19 protein-coding genes and 1 tRNA gene are annotated in these 20,787 nt (G+C 33.9%); 13 read left to right on the top strand and 7 right to left on the bottom strand.

Annotated elements, in window-relative coordinates; translation table 11 throughout:
• Positions 1–23: 23 nt before the first annotated feature.
• Together LNP22_RS06750 and LNP22_RS06745 are read right to left on the bottom strand one after the other, a co-directional pair.
• Positions 24–1,127 carry a glycosyltransferase family 2 protein gene (locus tag LNP22_RS06750; RefSeq protein ID WP_229975881.1) on the bottom strand — a complete coding sequence of 368 codons (1,104 nt, stop codon included), beginning with the start codon at positions 1,125–1,127 and terminating at the stop codon, positions 24–26.
• Positions 1,124–2,068, bottom strand: a complete 945-nt coding sequence (locus tag LNP22_RS06745; protein ID WP_229975880.1) for a lysylphosphatidylglycerol synthase domain-containing protein — start codon at positions 2,066–2,068, stop codon at positions 1,124–1,126. The genes LNP22_RS06750 and LNP22_RS06745 overlap by 4 nt, the downstream gene beginning before the upstream one ends.
• A gap of 102 nt (positions 2,069–2,170) precedes the next feature.
• Between LNP22_RS06745 and ruvC the strand changes: the two genes are divergently transcribed.
• The 9 genes from ruvC (at position 2,171) to LNP22_RS06700 (ending at position 7,755) form a co-directional block, all read left to right on the top strand.
• Positions 2,171–2,725 carry a crossover junction endodeoxyribonuclease RuvC gene (gene ruvC, locus LNP22_RS06740; RefSeq protein ID WP_229975879.1) on the top strand — a complete coding sequence of 185 codons (555 nt, stop codon included), beginning with the start codon at positions 2,171–2,173 and terminating at the stop codon, positions 2,723–2,725.
• A 103-nt stretch (positions 2,726–2,828) separates the two neighbouring features.
• On the top strand, positions 2,829–3,206 hold the full coding sequence (locus tag LNP22_RS06735; protein ID WP_229975878.1) for a four helix bundle protein: 378 nt from the start codon (positions 2,829–2,831) through the stop codon (positions 3,204–3,206).
• Positions 3,207–3,314: 108 nt separating this feature from the next.
• The gene (gene hemW / locus LNP22_RS06730; protein WP_229975877.1) at positions 3,315–4,448 is read left to right on the top strand and encodes a radical SAM family heme chaperone HemW; all 1,134 of its coding nucleotides are present in this window, start codon (positions 3,315–3,317) and stop codon (positions 4,446–4,448) included.
• Between the two features lie 122 nt (positions 4,449–4,570).
• Entirely contained in the window at positions 4,571–4,948 is a 378-nt protein-coding gene (locus LNP22_RS06725) for a GxxExxY protein (RefSeq protein ID WP_229975876.1), read from the top strand.
• A 50-nt stretch (positions 4,949–4,998) separates the two neighbouring features.
• Positions 4,999–5,778: a cyclase family protein gene (locus LNP22_RS06720; RefSeq protein WP_229975875.1), complete on the top strand. Its 780-nt coding sequence runs from the start codon at positions 4,999–5,001 to the stop codon at positions 5,776–5,778.
• Positions 5,779–5,831: 53 nt separating this feature from the next.
• Positions 5,832–6,233, top strand: a complete 402-nt coding sequence (locus LNP22_RS06715) for a GNAT family N-acetyltransferase (RefSeq protein ID WP_210667498.1) — start codon at positions 5,832–5,834, stop codon at positions 6,231–6,233.
• On the top strand, positions 6,230–6,580 hold the full coding sequence (locus tag LNP22_RS06710) for a DUF4260 domain-containing protein (protein WP_229975874.1): 351 nt from the start codon (positions 6,230–6,232) through the stop codon (positions 6,578–6,580). The genes LNP22_RS06715 and LNP22_RS06710 overlap by 4 nt, the downstream gene beginning before the upstream one ends.
• An 8-nt stretch (positions 6,581–6,588) precedes the next feature.
• Positions 6,589–6,960 (top strand): MmcQ/YjbR family DNA-binding protein, encoded by a 372-nt coding sequence (locus LNP22_RS06705; RefSeq protein WP_229975873.1) that lies wholly within the window; start codon positions 6,589–6,591, stop codon positions 6,958–6,960.
• Between the two features lie 72 nt (positions 6,961–7,032).
• Complete coding sequence (locus LNP22_RS06700; RefSeq protein WP_229975872.1) at positions 7,033–7,755, top strand: PH domain-containing protein; 723 nt, start codon at positions 7,033–7,035, stop codon at positions 7,753–7,755.
• 136 nt (positions 7,756–7,891) lie between these two features.
• Here the strand turns inward: LNP22_RS06700 and LNP22_RS06695 are convergent, their stop codons facing one another.
• On the bottom strand, positions 7,892–8,992 hold the full coding sequence (locus LNP22_RS06695; protein ID WP_229975871.1) for a DUF4407 domain-containing protein: 1,101 nt from the start codon (positions 8,990–8,992) through the stop codon (positions 7,892–7,894).
• A 261-nt stretch (positions 8,993–9,253) separates the two neighbouring features.
• Here LNP22_RS06695 and LNP22_RS06690 point away from each other — a divergent pair, with 261 nt between their 5' ends.
• Both LNP22_RS06690 and LNP22_RS06685 read left to right on the top strand, forming a co-directional pair.
• Complete coding sequence (locus LNP22_RS06690; RefSeq protein ID WP_229975870.1) at positions 9,254–12,064, top strand: TonB-dependent receptor; 2,811 nt, start codon at positions 9,254–9,256, stop codon at positions 12,062–12,064.
• 75 nt (positions 12,065–12,139) lie between these two features.
• The gene (locus tag LNP22_RS06685) at positions 12,140–13,198 is read left to right on the top strand and encodes a phytase (RefSeq protein ID WP_229975869.1); all 1,059 of its coding nucleotides are present in this window, start codon (positions 12,140–12,142) and stop codon (positions 13,196–13,198) included.
• Positions 13,199–13,452: 254 nt separating this feature from the next.
• Here LNP22_RS06685 and pckA read toward each other — a convergent pair whose 3' ends face one another.
• Positions 13,453–15,057 (bottom strand): phosphoenolpyruvate carboxykinase (ATP), encoded by a 1,605-nt coding sequence (gene pckA, locus LNP22_RS06680; protein WP_229975868.1) that lies wholly within the window; start codon positions 15,055–15,057, stop codon positions 13,453–13,455.
• Between the two features lie 205 nt (positions 15,058–15,262).
• Positions 15,263–15,649 carry a DUF423 domain-containing protein gene (locus LNP22_RS06675; RefSeq protein ID WP_229975867.1) on the bottom strand — a complete coding sequence of 129 codons (387 nt, stop codon included), beginning with the start codon at positions 15,647–15,649 and terminating at the stop codon, positions 15,263–15,265.
• Between the two features lie 188 nt (positions 15,650–15,837).
• On the opposite strand from LNP22_RS06675, the gene LNP22_RS06670 reads away from it, so the two are divergent.
• Positions 15,838–17,202: a saccharopine dehydrogenase family protein gene (locus LNP22_RS06670; protein WP_210667489.1), complete on the top strand. Its 1,365-nt coding sequence runs from the start codon at positions 15,838–15,840 to the stop codon at positions 17,200–17,202.
• Positions 17,203–17,307: 105 nt separating this feature from the next.
• Here LNP22_RS06670 and LNP22_RS06665 read toward each other — a convergent pair whose 3' ends face one another.
• Positions 17,308–17,658, bottom strand: a complete 351-nt coding sequence (locus LNP22_RS06665) for a hypothetical protein (RefSeq protein WP_229975866.1) — start codon at positions 17,656–17,658, stop codon at positions 17,308–17,310.
• Between the two features lie 362 nt (positions 17,659–18,020).
• Positions 18,021–19,409 (bottom strand): dipeptidase, encoded by a 1,389-nt coding sequence (locus LNP22_RS06660; protein ID WP_229975865.1) that lies wholly within the window; start codon positions 19,407–19,409, stop codon positions 18,021–18,023.
• Between the two features lie 157 nt (positions 19,410–19,566).
• On the opposite strand from LNP22_RS06660, the gene LNP22_RS06655 reads away from it, so the two are divergent.
• Positions 19,567–19,648, top strand: a tRNA-Leu gene (locus tag LNP22_RS06655).
• The last annotated feature ends 1,139 nt before the right edge of the window (positions 19,649–20,787 follow it).

The following is a 20,787-nucleotide window of genomic DNA, read 5'->3' as shown; positions in this document are numbered from 1 at the left end:
TAATTTTAGACTATATTAAAACATTATTTTTCAAAACGTCTTTCTTTCCATTCGTAAGATCCAAACAAACTGTAAAAAGCAACGCCTGAACTGAAAAAAGGATAGAATAAACTGCTCAATAACAGACTTTTTACACCTGTTTTTGTTAAAAATTGATTGGTGATGTAAAGTAAAACGAAATCAACTATAAATTTTAAAAAGGCAAACAAAATAAAAAATGGCCAAAGCCAGATTCCGAGCAATAAAAAGAAAAACCCAATTACAAAACTGAGGTTGGCCAAGAAAACAGTTATTCCTAAAAATTTTCCGAAATTACTTTGATAAGAACTTGTTTTAGCTGCCCAACGCACACGCTGATTAAACAATGACTTCCAATTTTCGCTGGGTTTTGTAATCACAATTGCTTGCTCAGATTTTAAATAATGTACCTCATCAGAAAATTTGTTTACCGCTTTTTGCAATAAAAACACATCATCGCCGCTGGCAATTTTATTATTTCCTTCAAAACCATTTAGCTTTTCGAATAAGGATTTAGTATAAGCAAAATTGGCTCCATTGCACATAAATACTTTCTGAATACCAAAACTTCCAATGGTAGCACCCTGCAAACTCGTGAAATCTAATTGCTGAAAATGATGTAAAAAAGAGTTTTCACATTCGTAAGAAACTGCTCCCGCCAACATCGAAACCTGATGTTCCTGAATATAATTATCAAAAACCAAAAGCCAATTTTTGCCAACCAAACAATCAGCATCGGTTGTAATCACCCATTGGGTTTTTACATGTTGAATGGCAGTGGTAATAGCATCCTTTTTTGGAGAATTAGAAACCCGAATGCTTTCTATAATAGTAACCCGGAATTTAGAACTTGGAACTTGAAATTTTTCTTTTGAGCCGTCATCAACCAAAATCAATTCGAACAAATCATGTGGGTAATTCAGGGTATTTAAACTTTCAAGAAGTTTGGGCAAATTCTCAGTTTCATTACGAAACGGAACTATAATGGTAAAATTTGTTCGTGGTTTTAAATCTGTTTTTTCATGCTTTTTTACCTTCAAAAAGCCATAAATAAGCACTTTAATACTGATCAAATAAATGGCTAATATGACAAATAAAGCAAAAATCATATTGCCTTTTTTGTTTTAAAATTCAATACATAATAACTTCCTAAAATTACTGGTAATACGACATTCAAAAACCACATTAGTGTACTGATAAACGCCACAATCCATTCGTTTACATGCAAAATTCCGAAGAAATAAATAGCCACGCTTCCCTTTACAGCAAAATCTAAAAACTGAAAAGTAGGCAATGAAGAAGCTAAAAAATAAACTACTGCAATCGTAGCAATCAAAGTAAAATAAGGCAGTTGTACATCAAAAGCCAGAAATAAAAAATAATACTGATGAGAGAAAACAAGGTAACGCAAAATACCTAAAAAAATATTTTTTTGATGAATGGGTTTCGGAATCTCATTGATTTTATGAAGCAATTTTTCGATAGAATATCCTTTGATGGTAATTTTCTTAAAAAAGAATAAAATCACAAAAAAGAAAACAAAAATTGCGAATAAAATTCCAACCGTTTTTGCCGTAATGACTTCATATTTTGAATTAAAATACAACAATCCGAAAAGACCAAAAATTACCGTCAAAATCATCTGAATTCCATTGCAAATCAAGTTGAGAAATACCACTTTTTTGACCTCTGATTTAGGATAGTACAATGCTTTTCCTGCATACTCTCCTACTCCATTTGGTGTGAAAATTCCAGCCGTAAGTGCTGCTAAAACTTGTTTTGTCGCTTCTCCGAGCGAAATTTCGTGAATTACTTTGGCTAAATTTTGCCACTTTAGAATCTCAAAATAGCGATTCAAAACACTTAACAGTAAAATAAATGCAATCCCTAAAACGGATTGATTTTTACGAAATACGGTGATGAATTTCTGCCAATCGAGCTTATCATTATGAACCAACTGATCGTAAATAAAATAAAATGCACCACCTACAATCAAAAGTTTGACTAGAAGAACGAGGAATTGTTTAGCTTTGTGAGGAATTGAAATCATGCCGCAAAAGTAATCAATTTGAAAATGTGGGCATTTGAAAATTAGCAATGAATTTTTGCTTTTCAAGAAACTTGAAACTTCAAACCTGAAATAAAAAATCACTTGACAAAAGAACGCATCATATTAGGTATTGACCCGGGAACGACCATCATGGGTTTTGGATTGATAAAAGTCATCAATAAAAAAATGGAATTCTTGCAATTGAACGAATTGCAACTTTCTAAATACGACAATCATTATCAAAAGCTAAAAATAATTTTTGAACGTACCATTGAATTAATTGAGACGCATCATCCTGACGAAATTGCGATCGAAGCTCCTTTCTTTGGTAAAAACGTGCAATCGATGTTGAAATTGGGTCGAGCACAAGGCGTTGCAATGGCAGCGGGACTTTCGAGAGATATTCCGATTACGGAATACGAACCCAAAAAGATAAAAATGGCCATCACCGGAAACGGAAATGCCAGTAAAGAACAAGTTGCCAAAATGTTACAACAGCTTTTAGGACTGAAAGAATTGCCTAAAAATCTAGATTCAACCGATGGTTTGGCTGCGGCTGTTTGCCATTTTTTTAATTCTGGAAAAGTAATAGGTGATAAAAGTTATACGGGTTGGGATGCTTTTGTGAAACAAAATGAGGAACGAGTTAAGAAATAGTAGTCAGTGGTCAGTTTTTTAGTAATCAGTCCTTTAGTAAAACGTTCCGTTTTAAGTTTTTCAAATTTTATGGCACGTTTTCCGTTATGATATAAAAAACACAATGAGATTTCAAGATTTATTAGCATACAAAAAATCATTTTCTTTAGCGATGAAAATATTCGAGATTACAAAATCATTTCCAAAAGAAGAAACTTATTCTTTAACAGATCAAATTAGACGCTCATCAAGAAGTGTACCCGTAACGATAGCTGAAGCATATAGAAAAAGAATTTATCCAAAACATTTTTATAGCAAATTAACTGATTCTGATGGAGAAAATTCCGAAACACAAGTTTGGTTAGAATTCGCCTTTGCTTGTAATTACATATCCAATACTTTATATCAGGAACTTCTTGGTGAAAGTCTGGAGATAGGGAAATTAATAAATTATATGCTTTTAAATCCCGAAAAATTTGGAGCTAAAAGAAGTGACCAATAACTCGTTTTTAGCATTTAATGGCTTTAAATAATTTAAAAATTGACTACCTAAAATCGAATATTAGTACTAACTGAACACTAAAAAAATGAATACTGAACACTAAAAAACATGAGCGGTATCTACATCCATATTCCTTTTTGCAAGCAGGCTTGCCACTATTGTGACTTTCATTTTTCTACTTCGATGAAAAAGAAAGACGAGATCATTTTGGCTTTGGCCAAAGAAATTTGCCTACGCAAAATTGAATTTGAAAATGACGTTGTAGAAACCATTTATTTCGGTGGAGGAACTCCTTCTGTTTTAAACACTGATGAAATAAATTTTCTGATTAATACGGTTTACGAAAACTATCAAGTTGCTGAAAATCCCGAAATTACACTTGAAGCCAATCCGGATGACTTATCGACAGAGCGAATTCTGGAGTTGTCTAAAAGCGCTGTCAATCGTTTAAGCATCGGAATTCAGTCTTTTTTTGAAGATGATTTGAAAATGATGAACCGCGCTCACAATTCGGCGGAAGCTATAAAATGTTTACAGGAAGCCACTCACTATTTTGATAATATTTCGCTTGATTTAATTTATGGTATTCCAGGTTTAACCGACGAAATGTGGCGTCAAAATATTGAAACAGCACTAAGTTTTGGTGTTCCGCACATCTCGAGTTATGCTTTGACTGTGGAACCGAAAACGGCTTTAAAAAAATTAATCGATACTGGAAAAATTGCCGAACCACAAGACGAAGTGGCATCCAATCATTTTATGATTTTGGTTGATATGCTCCAAAAAAATGATTTTATTCATTACGAATTATCAAATTTTGGCAAGGAGAATTATTTTTCCAAAAACAATTCTGCTTATTGGCTGGGAAAAAAATACATCGGAATTGGCCCTTCGGCACATAGTTATGATGGTAAAAAAAGGGGCTGGAATATTGCCAACAATTCACTTTATCTAAAATCTATTCAGGAAAGTATTTTACCCTTAGAAACTGAAACTCTATCGCAATCCGATCGTTATAACGAATATATTATGACTGGATTGCGAACCATTTGGGGTGTTTCTTTACAGCGAATTGAAGAAGAATTTGGTTGGGAATATTTGAATTATTTAAAGAAACAATCTCAAAAATTCTTAGATGATGAATTGGTTTTTATTGAAAATAATATTTTGAAACCTACTGCAAAAGGAAAATTTTTGACAGATGGAATCGCAAGTGAACTCTTTTACTTAAATTTGGAATGAGAGTTTAACCGCAAGGTTCGCTAAGTTTTACGCAAAAAACGCTAGTTTTTATTTGTAAGAATAAATTTATATTAAATAAATTTAAAACGTAGATTTGAGTTTAATTTTATTTTTAATTACTCATGTCAGAAAATGAATTATCACGAATTGTATTTAATTGTGCTTTAAAAGTTCATCAATCCTTAGGACCCGGGCTGCTAGAAAATGCTTATGAAGAATGTCTTTTTTATGAACTAAAAAAGTTAGGTCTAGAAATTGAAAAACAGAAAGCTTTACCTTTACTTTACGAAGAGATAAAACTAGATATTGGTTATCGACTAGATATTATAGTTGAAAATAAATTAATTTTGGAAATAAAATCTGTTGATGATTTAAATGAAGTTCATTTTGCTCAATTATTAACCTATTTAAAATTAACAAATTGCAAATTAGGCTTATTGATCAATTTCAATGTAGCTTTAATAAAAAACGGCATTAGAAGAATTGTAAACAATCTTTAAAAAACTTTGCGCCCTTTGCGTAAACCTTAGCGAACCTCGCGGTTAGAATCATGATAGCAAAAATCCATAATTTTCAAATTGACTTATCAAAACCTATTGATATTTCGATTCCATTGACAAATACAGACGAAAATCCGATTGCTTGGTACATCGAAAAACCAGTTATCGAGCCTGTCGTTTTTGGTGATTGGATTGGGAAAGTTTCTGAAGGAAAATCTTCGACCAATTTTAATACTATTTCTTTTAATCCGCACGGACATGGTACTCACACCGAATGTTTAGGACATATTACAAATGATTTTTACAGCATCAATCAATCGCTAAAGCAATTTTTCTTTATTGCAAAATTAATTACAATTGAACCTGAAATTATCGGAGAAGATCTGGTAATTACAAAAATTCAGGTTAAAAATGCGATCGCTTCCTCTTTAGCAGGAAAGACAATCGAGGCTTTGATCATTAGAACACTTCCGAACCAAAAAGATAAAAAATCAAGAAAATATTCTCATACCAATCCGCCCTATTTGTCTGAAGAAGCTGCGGTTTTCATCCGCGAAAGCAAAATTCAACATTTGCTAATTGATCTACCAAGTGTTGACAAAGAACATGACGAAGGTAAGTTATTGGCACACAAAGCTTTTTGGAATGTAACAAATACGGTTCATCTAAATTCTGATGCTCGATTATACGCTACCATTACTGAAATGATTTTTGTTCCTGATGAAATTGAAGATGGAAATTACATACTAAATCTCCAGATTGTTTCGTTTGAAAATGATGCGAGTCCGAGCAAACCAATATTATATAAAATTGCAGATTTTAGATTGTAGATTCTACAATGCTGCAAAAATCTAAAATCTGAACTCTAAAATCTAAAATTAAAATGATCACCGTTTCAACAGATAAAACTAAACTTGATGTCCCGTTTATTCAAAATTTTTTGAAAGATATTTATTGGGCCGCAGGACGTACAATCGAAGAGGTTCAAACAACAATTGACGCTTCTGTTTGTTTTGGAATTTATCTGAACGACCAACAAATTGGTTTTGCAAGAGTGATCACGGATTACGTGGTTTTTGGCTATGTAATGGATGTTTTTATAACCGAACAACATCGTGGAAAAGGGTATTCATCGATTTTGATTGAAAAGATGATGAATGAACCTCAGCTTCAAAAAATACAAATTTGGAGATTAGCGACTACAGATGCTCATTTTCTGTACCAAAAATTTGGCTTCAAAGCACTTGAGCATCCCGAAAAATTAATGGAAAAGAAGATACTATGAAACGAATCCTTAAACTAGAATCCTTAGGTTTATTTATACTCGGAATTTATTTGTTTAGCCTCTTAAACTATGATTGGTGGTGGTTTTTAATTTTAATTTTAGGACCGGACATCTCGATTTTAGGATATGTTTTTGGTAACAAAACTGGCGCTTGTTCTTATAACTTTTTCCATCATCAAGGCATCGCAATTTTATTATATTTGTTGGGAATTTTTTTCGCTAATTTATCACTTCAATTGCTCGGAATAATAATGTTTTCTCATTCTGCAATGGATCGTTTTTTTGGCTATGGCCTTAAATTAAGAAAAGGATTTAAATTTACACACTTAGGCGAAATTGGTAAATAATATTTGATATGAATTTAGAAACCTATTATGAATATTGTCTTTCAAAAAAAGGAGTTTGTGAACATTTCCCTTTTGACGAAGATACTTTAGTCTTTAAAGTTGGAGGAAAAATGTTTGCGTTATCTTCTTTATCCAATTGGGAAAAGAACGAACCTGCTGTAAACCTGAAGTGTGATCCGGAAAGGGCTCAGGAGCTACGAGCTGAATACGAGGAGATAAAACCAGGGTTTCACATGAGCAAAGTACATTGGAATACCATTGCTGTCAACGGAAATCTACCCACTAATTTTATCAAAGAATTGATCGATCACTCGTATGAATTGGTTTTCAAAAGTTTGACGAAGAAAATTCAGAATGAAATTATTAAATTAGAAAATTAGGCATTACATTTGCGACGTAGGATAAAAAAACTTAGCAACTCAGTTACTTTGTAACTTAGCAACTTATCAAATATGAAAGAACAATTTAAAAAATTTCTGAACGAAGAACAAGACCCAAAAGCGATTGAAAAAATCACTTCTAAACTCAATGATTTATTGATGAAAAACGAAGAAATAGGGTATATTGCGGTTCAAAAAAAGCCTGCCATTACTGTTTTCCCAGATAGTCTTGTACTTACAAACAAAAGGATTATCATTTGTAAACCTAAAAATTTAGGCCTATCAATGGATTTTATAGATTATACTTGGGATGATATTGTTGGTGCTTTTGTAAAAGAAAATATTTTAGGATCTGAGTTTTCGTTTAATACCACTACCGATTTACAGATTTCGATAGATTATATTCCGAAAATTCAAGCTCGAAAAATATATACTTACGCCAAAGAACAATTGGATTTATTAAAAAATCCAGTTATAATCGAAACTCCTTTTGTTGAAGCTCCAAAACCTATTGAAGAAGCAACTAATTTTGAAGCCCAAGAAATCATCGAAGAAATTGAAACAGAAGAAGTAACAAATTTTGCAGAAATCATGCCTACTGTTACACCTTCTTATACAGAAACATACGAGCCGATTCAACAAAATCAAACTACTACTGGCGAACGTAAATTAAGCGAATTATCAAAAGAAGAACTTTTTGACAAATTACAGAATTATAAAAAACTTTTAGACAATGGTTTAATTCTTCAAGGAGAATATGACACCTATAAAAAAGAGATATTGAGCTATATGTAATTTTTTAGTTTTAGTCTAAAACTCTAAAGTTTATAAAACTTAAAAAGCCAGAAATAGAAATTCTATTTCTGGCTTTTATTTTGATGTAATAAAACATTTAAGTTACTTTAAGACTTTAGACTCTGAAGCTTTTAGACTATAATGTCGCTTTTTGTTTTTCTACAAAATTATGCGCTTGTAATTCTAAAAGTTCTATGGCTTTTTTACGCTGTAAATCGTATAGATTTTTATCCTGAGCAATATCTGCATAAACTTTGTCGTGCATCTCCGCACTGGTTTTAACTAACAAATCGCGCTGGTATTTGTTTTGTGTCAAAGTAGCTTTCATAGCTGTTTCTGCCTCTTCCTGCTTGAAATCAAATTCGCCTTTTGGCGCTAATAATTTTGCAATTATTGGAGAAGTTTCGATAGCCAAAAACAATAACATTATAAAAAATGATGGCAACCAAGGCAGTTTATCCAAAGCATTGATTCTAGCCATTAGACCATCAAAACCCTCAATAATAGGTTGGGTTTGGGTTACTTTTTTGTCTAAATCAGCCTGCAATTGCTTGGCTGTTTTTTCTTTTTCGGCAATTTTAATTTCGTTAGCCGCTTTTAAGGTTGCATATTCTTTTAAAGCAGCATCATGTTTCTCTCGTTTTTCTTTATAAACAGGACCTTTTCCTAATTTTTTAGTTCCGGTAGTCCCTTCGGCTTCGGTGATGTAAGTGGCATACAAAGCGTTTACTTCTTTTTCTTTTTTTAGAATGTCACTTTTCAAAGCAGCGATTTCGGCTTTATTTTTATCCAAATCAGATTTGAAATAGTTGCCTACTTGCTTTTTATTAGCCAGCTCCATTTCATTTTTTTCCTTCAATAAAACAGTGTTGATTTCTTTTTCGAAAATTTTAATTTCTAAAGGTTTTGAGATCACGATGGCAATAATGATCGCCAGCGCAATACGAGGAGTCGCCTGAAGAAATTCGTCTGAAAAACGATCTCTTTTTTTGATAGTAGCAACAATAAATCGATCTAAATTAAAGATGAGTAAACTCCAAACAAATCCAAAAATTAAAGCTGGATAAATAGAGTCGAAAACGGTAAAAAGAGCATAAGTGCCGGCCAAGAAAGCCATAACCGCAGTAAAAAAAACGGTTGCTCCAATACCAACATATTTGGTTTGTTCGCCATCTGAACAACCCTCGAGGAGATCCTTATCGGCTCCAGAACACAGGATAAAAAATTGTTTTAACATGATTGATGATTTTTGATTGATGATTACTTCGTCAGTTCGCCCTACGGGCTCGTGTGATAAGGCAAATTTAACGCCAAAATTTCAATTCTGACCTAAATAGTTGATTTGTTTTTAATTGCAGATTATTCTTTTATGATTTTCATGTTATTTAAAGATTAATTCATTTTGTTTTTACCCCTCCAATCATAACAATCTGTTAATTTTTTTAACAAAGTTTAATAATATTAAGGCTATAGTTTTGCCTCAAAATCAAATAAAAAAATGAAAAAAATTTATCTATTGGTTATCTTCCTTTCATTGGCACTTTCAAGCTATGCGCAAAAAGCCATAATTTCAGGAAAAGTTTTAGATGCAGATGACAAACTTCCTTTGCCTGGAGCCATGATTCAAATTGTTGGTGAAAACAAATACACCGTTTCCGATTATAATGGTCGTTTTGAATTACTTAACATCAATCCTGGAACTTACCAAATACAAATAAAATATATTGGTTATACTTCCTTAACGCATGACATTACTGTTGAAGAAGGCAAAAATAATGTTCTGGACTTTTCGCTAAAAACTTCAGGAACCGAATTAAATGAGGTAATCGTTGGAGACATTTTAAAAGGTCAGGCAAAAGCATTAAATCAACAAAAAAACAGCAAAAACATTGGAAATGTGATTTCGTCTGATCAAGTAGGTCGCTTTCCTGATGCCAATGTTGGGGATGCCCTAAAACGTGTTCCGGGTATCACCATGCAAAATGATCAGGGTGAGGCTCGAAATATTATTATCAGAGGTTTGGCACCGTCACTAAACTCCGTAACTCTTAATGGCGATCGAATTCCGTCTGCGGAAGGTGATAACAGAAACGTACAAATGGATTTGATTCCGTCTGATATGATTTCGACCATCGAAGTCAATAAAACATTAACTTCTGATATGGATGCTGATGCTATCGGAGGATCTGTAAATTTGGTTACAAGAGCGACCCCAAACGGAGAAAGAATCTCGGCAACTATTGCCGGTGGTTACTTGCCCATTCGAGAAAATCCTTCTTATACTGCAGGTTTAGTATATGGAAATCGTTTTTTTGACAACAAATTTGGATTCGTTTTTAGTGGTTCTTATAATAATGTAGATTATGGCTCTGACAACGTTGAGAACGAATGGGTAAAGGATGAATTTGGGAATGAATTTTTGCAAGCTGCCGAAATTAGAAAATATGATGTGCAACGCATTCGCCGCAGTGGTTCTATCGCTTTAGATTATAAATTTGACGAAAATAACAGCCTTTTTGCCAATGCAATTTACAATTGGAGAGATGATAGAGAAAATCGTTTTAGAAAGACGTACGATGATATTGAAGCAATTTATAATGGCGAAGAAATTACTGGTTTTGAAGGTCGTGTAAAACGCGAAACCAAAGGTGGCGTTGACAATAGTCGTAATAAAAGCAGACGTCTTGAAGACCAGCGCGTACAAAATTATTCGCTTCGCGGAGAACATTTAATCAACTCAAAATTAGATCTTGATTGGTCGGCAAATTATGCAAAAGCTCGCGAATATCGACCAGGAGAACGTTACATAGAATACCGTCAGGAAGGACTAGTAATTAACCAGGATTTCTCCGAAAATAAATTTCCTTTGGTAACATCAGTTGGAGAAGCTTTAGATGAATTAGAATTTAACTCTGTTTCTGAAAATACAGATGATACCAGCGAAAGTGAATTTGGTGCAAAAGTCAATATTCGTTTCCCTTTTTCTATTATTCCTTCTGAAAAAGGAAGACTTAGAACAGGTCTTAGACTTAGAATGAAAGAAAAAGAAAGAAATAATGTTTTCTATTCTTACGAGCCAATCAATGATGGAATGGGATTGTTATCTGAAATTCCAACAAGTTATTTTGATGGAAAAAACTTTAATCCCGGAAGCAAATATATCGCAGGAAATTTTGCTTCGGCGAATTTCTTAGGAAATCTTGATTTGAATAACGCTTCATTATTTGATAAAGAAACAGACCCATCAGAATATTTGGCCGTAAATTATACCGCAAAAGAAAATATTTATGCTGCTTACGTAAGATGGGATCAGGATTTTAATGATAAGTTATCAATGGTTTTGGGTTTCCGCTTAGAAAGCACAAACATTGATTACACCGGAAACCGTGTTTTAGACGAAGAAGAATTAGAAAGTACAATCAATACTACAAACTCGTATACGAACTTATTGCCAAGTATTTCATTTCAATATAATGCTACCAAAGATTTAGTTTTAAGAGCAGCTGCCACAACTGCTTTGGCCCGACCAAACTATTATGCACTGGCTCCGTACGTAAACAATATTGCTTCTGATAAAGAAATCACAGCTGGAAACCCAGAGCTTGACGCCACTTACTCGTACAATTATGATTTTATGGCCGAAAATTATTTCAAATCAGTGGGACTTATTTCTGGAGGTTTTTTCTATAAAAAATTAAATGATTTTATCTACACTTACAGCGATGGTCAATATTCTGCAGAAAAATTTGCTGCTGATTTTCCTAATCAAGCCAACCCAATTCCGGCGGGAGAAAACTGGGAATTTATTCAATCTAGAAATGGAGACAAAGTAGATGCTTATGGTTTTGAAGTAGCATTTCAACGTCAGTTAGATTTCTTACCTGGAAAATTTTTAAAGGGTTTTGGTATTTATTTGAATTATACCTACACTAAATCTAAAGCAAAAGGAATTGCCGATGAAGATGGAAACGAAAGAAACAACATAAGCCTTCCTGGTACAACACCACACATGTTTAACGGTTCGCTATCATGGGAAAACAAACGTTTTTCAGCGAGAATTTCGACCAACTTTACCTCTGATTATTTAGACGAATTAGGTTCAGAAGCGTATAATGATAGTTATTATGACAAACAGTTTTTCTTAGATGCAAATGCTTCTTACAAAATAACGCCAAAACTTCGTGTTTTTGCCGAAGCTAATAACCTGACCAATCAACCGTTGCGTTATTACCAAGGAGTTGAATCGCACACAAAACAAGTAGAATATTATCAGGCTCGTTATAATTTTGGTTTGAAACTTGACTTATAATAAAATCTATTTAAAAATTCATAAATTAGACAGAATGGTAACGTCCTGTCTAATTTTATTAAAAATAAATTCAAAATGAAATACCAAAATACAGTTATAATTTTTCTTTCAAGCGTTTTATTAATTGCTTGTAAAGACCAATTGGCGCCAATTCCTGAAAATGCACTACAACCAACGGCTGTGACCGAAGCTCTGCCACATGATACCGATGACCCTTCTATTTGGATACATCCAACAGATGCCACTAAAAGCATTATTGTTGGAACTGATAAAGATACAGACGGAGGATTATATGCTTTTGATTTAAAAGGTAAAATTGTAGCAAAATCGGAAGTTTTAAAACGCCCCAACAATGTTGATATCGCTTATGGTTTAATAATTGATGGAAAAAAAGTAGACGTTGCTGTAACAACAGAACGCGAAAGCAATAAAATAAGAGTTTTTAGTTTACCCGATTTGAAAGCAATTGACAACGGCGGAATTCCTGTTTTTGAAGCAGAAACATTGCGTGACCCAATGGGAATTGCCCTGTACACGCGCTCAAGCGACAAAAAGATTTTTGCTATTGTGGGAAGAAAATCAGGCCCTTGCGGAAGTTATTTGTGGCAATACGAACTCTCTGGTTCAGGAAAATGGGCAACTGCAAAAGTGGTAAGAAAATTTGGTTTTTACAGTGGTAAAAAAGAAATTGAAGCTATTGCCGTCGACAACGAATTGGGAATGATTTATTATTGCGATGAACAATTTGGTATAAGAAAATATAAAGCAGATCCAGCTTTGAACGATAATAAAGAAGTGGCGCTTTTTGGCAAAACGGATTTTAAAGCGGATAATGAAGGAATTGCCATTTACAAAAAAACAGATTCTACCGGTTATATTTTAGTATCAAATCAGCAAGCCAATACTTTTATGGTGTATCCTAGAGAAGGTGCAAACGGAAATCCAAACAATTATCCTTTATTGGCTGAGATTCCGACTTCAACAATAGAGTGTGACGGTGCCGATGTAACAAATGTAAATTTAGGGAAAAACTATAAAAATGGTCTTTTTGTAGCAATGAGCAACGGAATGACTTTTCATTATTATACATGGGATTTGATTCAGAAAAGTATTGATGAACAAAGAAAAAAATAAATTTTCAATCATAATCAATCATAGTTTTTAGTTGTTTATAATTGAACCCTTTTATTCAAAAAAATTGAATCATTTGGTTATTCATCAAAAATATACAACTAAAAACAAAAAGAATTCTTGTCATACTAAGTAGAGTCTAAACAACTTATGACTCTGCGTATTCTACTCCGAAACCCCGGGATTTCTTAGGATGACAAAAGCAAAAAAAGCTGTTCATGACGAACAGCTTTTTTTAGTTTGAATTAGTAATTTCCTTATTCTGTAATAGGAGCACCAGCCAAAATCTCGGCATTGGCAAACTCTTCAAATTTGGCAAAATTAGCTTTGAATTTCTGCGCTAATTCGATTGCTTTTTTATCATATAACTCAGGATCTTCCCAAGTATTTCTCGGATTCAAAATCTCGCTCGGAACATTCGGGCAAGATTGTGGTTTTGCGATTCCAAACACAGCGTGATTTTCATACGCTACATTGTCTAATTCTCCTTTTAATGCAGCGGTAATCATCGCACGGGTATATTTTAGTTTCATACGGCTTCCTGTTCCGTATGCCCCTCCTGTCCAACCAGTATTGATTAACCAAACTTTTACGTCAGCGTCTTTCATTTTTTTGGTTAACATTTCTGCGTAGCGCGTTGGATGCAGCGGCATAAAAGGCGCTCCAAAACATGCTGAAAAATTAGGTTGCGGTTCTGTAACTCCGGCTTCAGTACCTGCAACTTTTGCCGTATATCCTGAGATAAAGTGGTAAGCTGCCTGACCTGGAGTTAATTTTGAAATTGGAGGCAAAATTCCAAACGAGTCTGCCGTCAAGAAAAATATATTTTTAGGATTGTGACCAATAGAACCTGGCTGAATATTATCGATGTGCGAAATTGGATAGCTCACACGTGTGTTTTGTGTGATCGAAACATCATCAAAATCTACTTCGTTTGTTCCTGCTTTAAAAACCACATTTTCTAAAAGAGCTCCTTTTTTGATGGCTCTGAAAATATCCGGCTCATTTTCTTCTGATAAATTAATCACTTTTGCGTAACAGCCTCCTTCAAAGTTAAAAACAGTGTTTTCGCTTGTCCAGCCATGCTCATCATCTCCAATTAATTTACGATCAGGATCTGCTGACAACGTTGTTTTTCCAGTTCCTGATAATCCAAAGAAAATAGCCGTATCTCCTGATTCGCCCACATTGGCACTGCAATGCATTGGTAAAGTATTTTCAAAAACAGGTAAAATAAAATTCAAGGCAGAAAAAATGCCTTTTTTCATTTCTCCGGTATATCCTGTTCCGCCAATAAGTGCTACTTTTTTGGTAAAATCTAAAATAGCAAAATTAGGCTGGCGTGTTCCGTCAATTTCAGGAATGGCCATAAAACTTGGCGCACAAATTACCGTCCATTCTGGAGTAAAATTTGCCAACTCAGAAACCTCAGGTCTTAAAAACATATTGTAACAAAATAAGTTTGACCAAGCTGTTTCTGTTACTACGCGAACATTTAATCGGTAATTTTTATCCGAACAAACATAAGAGTCACGTACAAAAACTTCTTTATTGGATAAAAACTGTGTTACTTTATTATATAATTTTTCAAACGCTTCCGATTCAAAAGGGATGTTTACATTTCCCCACCAAACTTGATTCTCTGTAATACTGTCTTTCACGATAAAACGATCTTGAGGAGAACGCCCTGTAAATTCACCCGTATTAATTGCTAATGCTCCTGTCGAGCTCTCAACACCTTGGCCTGATTGCAAAGTAATCGCATGCAATTCGTCTGCAGATAATTGATAACGAACTGTTGCATTTTCAATTCCTAATTCTTTTAACGAAATCGATTGCGAGAAAAGTGTGTTTGTGTCCATAAATTTGTTGTTGTGTGTTGGTATTTAGTGCACAAATATAATATTCCCTTTTTATAAGCATGAAAATTCAAACTTTCTGGAATTGTTATATTTTTTATTAAAACTGATACAAAAATAGCAAAAACTCACATAAGCAAGATTATATGTTATTTATTTATGACAAAATTAAAGATTAATTTTTAGATAGAATTTTTTATTCGGTATTTTATGATTTTTGCCTCAAAATAGTAAAGAATAAATAGCCCCAAGCAACAATTAATAGCAAACCTCCTAAAGGTGTTGCGAATCCGATAATTTTAAAATCAAAAACAGTAAGGTGATTTGTGGCTAATAGATAAATTGAACCACTGAAAAGAATTACTCCACCAACAACTAAATTGTAGATTGTTTTCAAAACATTTAGCGCAATTTCTTTTCTGGTAGACAGAAAAAACAGAAAAAAAGCATGATACATCTGATAACGAACACCCACTTCAAAAGTATTTAATTGCTCGATAGAGAGCCATTTTTTTAGTAAATGTGCTCCAAATGCTCCAAGAACAATGGACAACATTCCTAAAAAAGCACCAGTCAAAACTATTCGTCTTTTCATATCATATGGTTTTCAGGTTTTAAGCAAAAGTACCTTAATAGTCTCAAAATTACATTCTGTTTTAAAAAAATCTATCAAAAAATTGAAATTATATTTTAAGATACTTTATTTGAAAAAAATTAATTTTATTATTATTTCAATTGTTATGTTTGTAACATTTTAATATATTTGTGTTATAAATATAAAAAATGAGACGCATTTTAATAATAGGTGCAGGAAGATCAGCTTCCTCATTGATTCGATATTTACTTTCAAAATCTGAAAAAGAAAATCTACATCTTATTGTAGCAGATTTGTCTTTGGCTTTGGCCCAAAAAAAGACGCAACATCATCCTAACGCAACTCCTATTGCCTTAGATATTTTTGATGTTGAAGAACGAAAAGCTGCGATAGAGAAAGCAACTATAGTAATATCGATGCTTCCTGCTCATTTGCATATCGAAATTGCCAAGGATTGTCTAGAATTTAAAAAACACCTTGTTACCGCATCATACATTAGCGACGCCATGCAGGCATTGGATGAAGAGGCAAAAAAGAACAATTTGATCTTTATGAACGAAATTGGCCTCGATCCCGGAATTGACCACATGAGTGCCATGAAAGTGATTGACGAGATTAGAGCAAAAGGAGGTAAAATGCTCCTTTTTGAATCATTTTGCGGCGGATTAGTAGCTCCTGAGTCGGATAACAATTTATGGAATTACAAATTTACTTGGGCACCCAGAAATGTTGTTCTGGCTGGACAAGGTGGCGCAGCAAAGTTTATCCAGGAAGGCACTTATAAATACATTCCGTATGGCGCTTTATTTCGCAGAACTGAGTTTCTAGAAGTAGAAGGTTACGGCAAGTTTGAAGCTTACTCCAACCGAGATTCTCTTAAATACAGATCCATTTATGGTTTAGACAATATCTTGACTTTGTACCGCGGAACAATACGTAGAGTTGGCTTCTCTAAAGCATGGAATATGTTTGTGCAATTGGGTATGACAGACGACAGCTACATTATGGAAGGTTCTGAAAACATGAGTTACCGCCAATTTATAAATTCGTTTTTACCTTATCACCCAACCGATTCTGCCGAGATAAAAACACGATTGTTGTTGAAAATTGATCAGGATGATATTATGTGGGACAAACTTCTGGAACTGGATTTATTTAATGCAGACAAAAAAGTGAATTTGCCTAATGCTACACCTGCTCAAATTTTAGAAAAAATACTTTCTGACAGTTGGACATTGGAGCCCGAAGACAAAGACATGATTGTGATGTATCATAAATTTGGTTACGAACTAAACGGTGTGAAATCACAAATTGATTCGAAAATGGTTTGTATCGGAGACGATCAAACCTACACCGCAATGGCCAAAACAGTCGGATTGCCCGTTGCTATTGCCACTTTATTGATTTTGAATGAAAAAATTACAACTCCCGGGGTGCAACTCCCTATAAACAGAGAAGTTTATCTGCCAATTCTGGAGGAGTTAGAAGAATATGGTGTTGTTTTTAACGAGCAAACCATGCCTTATTTTGGATACAATCCGGACTTATTTTAGTCTTAAATTTTTTTTAATTTTTATTTAAATTTTTTTTAGTTTTTAATTGTTATCCGCTTCCTCAAAGAAGCGGTTTTTTTATGTTTTTTTGAATCAATTACTTGCTTATTTAATTTCTTTCTCTGAAATCAGTTGGCCATTATTGTATTTTCTTATGTCTGTTAATCTTCCTTTGTCTGAATAAAATTTCCACTCTCCGAAATAAAACCAATGCGTTTCTAAAGAATCGATTTCAACTTTCGTTTTTCCTTTTGATTGAAGCTTTCCGTTTTTGTAGTAATTTTTTACGGTACAAATTCCATTTTTGTATTTTTCGGTTTTATAAATTGTTCCGTTAATATACGTTTTCCACTTTTTTACGGGCTGATCATTTTTGTATTGCTCAACCGATTTGTAAATGACACTATCCTGTTCATAATTTTCTATCCAGATTCCTTCTTTCTTCTTGTCAACCATCCGATTGATTGGTTTGCTTTTGCATCCTGAAATTAATATTCCACAAAATAATATTATATAAAATTGACGCATATTTGTTTTTGTTTGAGTTTTTGTACTGCAAACGTAGCCTTTAAATTTTAAAATGTAAGAAAAAATACTTCATAGAAATTATTATTCAGGTGACAATTGAAATACGAAGATTTCTGACTAACGAGAATTGCGTTAGGGATGGGAGCGGCATCTCCCGATTTAGAAAAACAAGGCTTTTTTTGCCGTAGTTTTTGTTAATTGGGAATACAGCGGACAGCCCGACCCTTGGGGAACGCCCATAAAAAAATCCGCTCATTACTGAACGGATTTTGCGTTTTATTTTGATTGAATTACTTGGAAAGTTCTACAAAATACTTGTAAAACAATGGAATTGTTTCGATTCCTTTGAGGTAGTTGAAGATTCCGAAATGCTCGTTTGGCGAGTGGATGGCATCGCTATCTAAGCCGAAGCCCATTAAAATTGTCTTGCTTTTTAATTCTTTTTCAAACAAGGCTACAATTGGAATACTACCACCAGAACGCACGGGTATAGCAGGAACTCCAAAAGTTTCGGTGTACGCCATGTTTGCAGCCTGATAACCAATACTATCAATTGGAGTCACGTAACCCTGACCACCATGATGCGGTGTTACTTTTACAGTAACTCCCGCTGGGGCAATACTGGTAAAATGTTTAACAAAAAGTTCGGTGATTTCTTCCCAGTCCTGGTTGGGAACCAAACGCATGGAGATTTTTGCGAAAGCTTTGCTTGCAATAACCGTTTTGGCTCCTTCGCCTTGATATCCGCCCCAGATTCCGTTTACATCTAATGTAGGACGAATTGAGTTACGTTCGTTGGTTACATAGCCTTTTTCGCCATAAACATCGTTTAAGTCCAGTGCTTTTTTATATTTTTCTAAACTAAAAGGTGCTTTTGCCATTTCGGCTCTTTCTTCCAGCGATAATTCTTCGACTTTATCATAGAATCCTGGAATCGTAATATGATTGTTCTCGTCATGAAGCGAAGCGATCATTTTTGCCAGAACATTGATTGGGTTTGCCACTGCGCCACCGTATAATCCTGAATGCAAATCGCGATTTGGACCTGTAACTTCAACCTCAACATAACTCAAACCACGTAATCCTGTGGTGATAGAAGGTTGTTGGTTGGAAATCATTCCGGTATCTGAAATCAAAATCACATCATTTTTTAATTTTTCGTGATTGCGTTCTACAAACCAGCCCAAACTTTTAGAGCCAACTTCTTCTTCTCCTTCAATCATAAATTTTACATTGCAAGGCAGCGTATTACTTTGCACCATATATTCTAATGCTTTTACATGCATGTACATCTGACCTTTGTCATCGCAGGCTCCGCGAGCAAAAATGGCTCCTTCGGGATGAATTTCGGTTTTTTTGATCACGGGTTCAAACGGAGGCGATGTCCATAATTCCATCGGATCCGGCGGTTGCACATCATAATGCCCATATACCAAAACAGTAGGCAAATTAGGGTCGATAATTTTCTCCCCATAAACAATTGGATAGCCCGGAGTATCGCAAATTTCTACAAAATCGCATCCTGCTTTTGATAAACTTTCTTTTACAGCGTCGGCTGTATCGATAACATCTTGCGAATAGGCAGTGTCTGCACTTACCGAAGGAATCTTTAATAATTCGATCAATTCGTTGATAAACCGATCTTTATGTTGTTGAACGTAAGCTTTTATATCTTCCATTTAAATGATTTTTTATAGTGTCTCAAAAATACAAAAAAGAGAATTAATATTTTTTTGATAAATTGCTTTGAAAATTAGAACTTATGATTATCTTTGCACCCACAAACACTAGTTCAATGAACTCCTCTTTACAATAAGAGCCAGGTGAATTAATTGAGCGGATATGGTGAAATTGGTAGACATGCCAGACTTAGGATCTGGTGCCGCAAGGCGTGTAGGTTCGAGTCCTATTATCCGCACTTTAAAAACCCTTTAAACGTTAATTCACAACGATTAAAGGGTTTTTTATTTCGCATTTCCCCCGTATTTCCCCCAAAACATTTTTAGAATTACTAAAAATCAACAATTAAAATTATGAAGCAACAATAATTTTAGGTCACATGCAAAAATTGCGTCTGACCCCACTTGACACCATCAAAAAAAAATAGTACCTTTGTATTAACTTTTGAAAGTTATACTATTACAGGTGTCGATAGTATAAAATATCTTCTTAGTGACCCGCTTCGGCAAATAACAGAGCACCTATACAATACCTTAATTAAAGAGGACAAAAAGAAGTCCTTACTTCAACAGATGTTATGCCAATACTATGTATTTGCCAAAAGACATCACTAAAAATAGAGAGCAAAGAAACCATGTTTATAGATTTTAGATTCTATATCATGTAACGTTATTATCCAAAAAGCGTTTGGGTCTCTAATAAAGCTCGAAGTTAAAAATCAAAATTAAATTTTAGAAAACAACAATCGGTAATCTTACGGGTTAGGCTTTTTCACGTCCTAATATTTAGGATTTACAATATAAACTGGTCGTTTATGATTGAAAAAAAAATATTTTATGTCCGAAGGAACTTTTCAACTTTTCGGAGATACTTATAATAAAATAACATATCCAAAGGGAATTTAAGCAGTTCCCTAATAGATATGATGCGTTTAATAAGAACAAAAATGCAACAAAATGAATACGTAACAGTAAAAGAAATTAGTACAAAATATGAAATGTGTACTAGAAATGTTAGAAGAATAATCAGTAACCTAACAGACAATTGTAGCGAAGCTATGCTATACAAGAATAAAAATGGTGAATGGATGGTTCACCATTTATTGGTGCCGAAGTTCAAACCTCAACGAACTAGAAAGAACAAATACTATGCTCTCAGCATCGACCCATGTATCGATTACAGCAAATCTGACATCGATGTGGTGATGAAATTTGCTTATGAACAAATGGGTGATGACGTGCTAGAGATTAATTATGTGGTCGAGCCAAAGAAGAGCAACAACCGAAACCATTTACATTGCTATGTAAAATGCTCAAATAAGAAGAAACTAATCAATTGTTTCAAATTAGGTTTCAGTCAAATAAGCTATCATGAGAG

Source organism: Flavobacterium flavipigmentatum (genome assembly GCF_020911905.1).
GTDB lineage: Bacteria > Bacteroidota > Bacteroidia > Flavobacteriales > Flavobacteriaceae > Flavobacterium > Flavobacterium flavipigmentatum.
This window is presented reverse-complemented; position numbering and strand designations above follow the sequence as displayed.

Coding starts and splice junctions, on each gene's coding strand:
- LNP22_RS06750 (WP_229975881.1), bottom strand. CDS start 1,127: ATGATTTTTGCTTTATTTGTCATATTAGCCATTTATTTGATCAGTATT.
- LNP22_RS06745 (WP_229975880.1), bottom strand. CDS start 2,068: ATGATTTCAATTCCTCACAAAGCTAAACAATTCCTCGTTCTTCTAGTC.
- LNP22_RS06735 (WP_229975878.1), top strand. CDS start 2,829: ATGAGATTTCAAGATTTATTAGCATACAAAAAATCATTTTCTTTAGCG.
- hemW (WP_229975877.1), top strand. CDS start 3,315: ATGAGCGGTATCTACATCCATATTCCTTTTTGCAAGCAGGCTTGCCAC.
- LNP22_RS06725 (WP_229975876.1), top strand. CDS start 4,571: ATGTCAGAAAATGAATTATCACGAATTGTATTTAATTGTGCTTTAAAA.
- LNP22_RS06720 (WP_229975875.1), top strand. CDS start 4,999: ATGATAGCAAAAATCCATAATTTTCAAATTGACTTATCAAAACCTATT.
- LNP22_RS06715 (WP_210667498.1), top strand. CDS start 5,832: ATGATCACCGTTTCAACAGATAAAACTAAACTTGATGTCCCGTTTATT.
- LNP22_RS06710 (WP_229975874.1), top strand. CDS start 6,230: ATGAAACGAATCCTTAAACTAGAATCCTTAGGTTTATTTATACTCGGA.
- LNP22_RS06705 (WP_229975873.1), top strand. CDS start 6,589: ATGAATTTAGAAACCTATTATGAATATTGTCTTTCAAAAAAAGGAGTT.
- LNP22_RS06700 (WP_229975872.1), top strand. CDS start 7,033: ATGAAAGAACAATTTAAAAAATTTCTGAACGAAGAACAAGACCCAAAA.
- LNP22_RS06695 (WP_229975871.1), bottom strand. CDS start 8,992: ATGTTAAAACAATTTTTTATCCTGTGTTCTGGAGCCGATAAGGATCTC.
- LNP22_RS06690 (WP_229975870.1), top strand. CDS start 9,254: ATGAAAAAAATTTATCTATTGGTTATCTTCCTTTCATTGGCACTTTCA.
- LNP22_RS06685 (WP_229975869.1), top strand. CDS start 12,140: ATGAAATACCAAAATACAGTTATAATTTTTCTTTCAAGCGTTTTATTA.
- pckA (WP_229975868.1), bottom strand. CDS start 15,057: ATGGACACAAACACACTTTTCTCGCAATCGATTTCGTTAAAAGAATTA.
- LNP22_RS06675 (WP_229975867.1), bottom strand. CDS start 15,649: ATGAAAAGACGAATAGTTTTGACTGGTGCTTTTTTAGGAATGTTGTCC.
- LNP22_RS06670 (WP_210667489.1), top strand. CDS start 15,838: ATGAGACGCATTTTAATAATAGGTGCAGGAAGATCAGCTTCCTCATTG.
- LNP22_RS06665 (WP_229975866.1), bottom strand. CDS start 17,658: ATGGTTGACAAGAAGAAAGAAGGAATCTGGATAGAAAATTATGAACAG.
- LNP22_RS06660 (WP_229975865.1), bottom strand. CDS start 19,409: ATGGAAGATATAAAAGCTTACGTTCAACAACATAAAGATCGGTTTATC.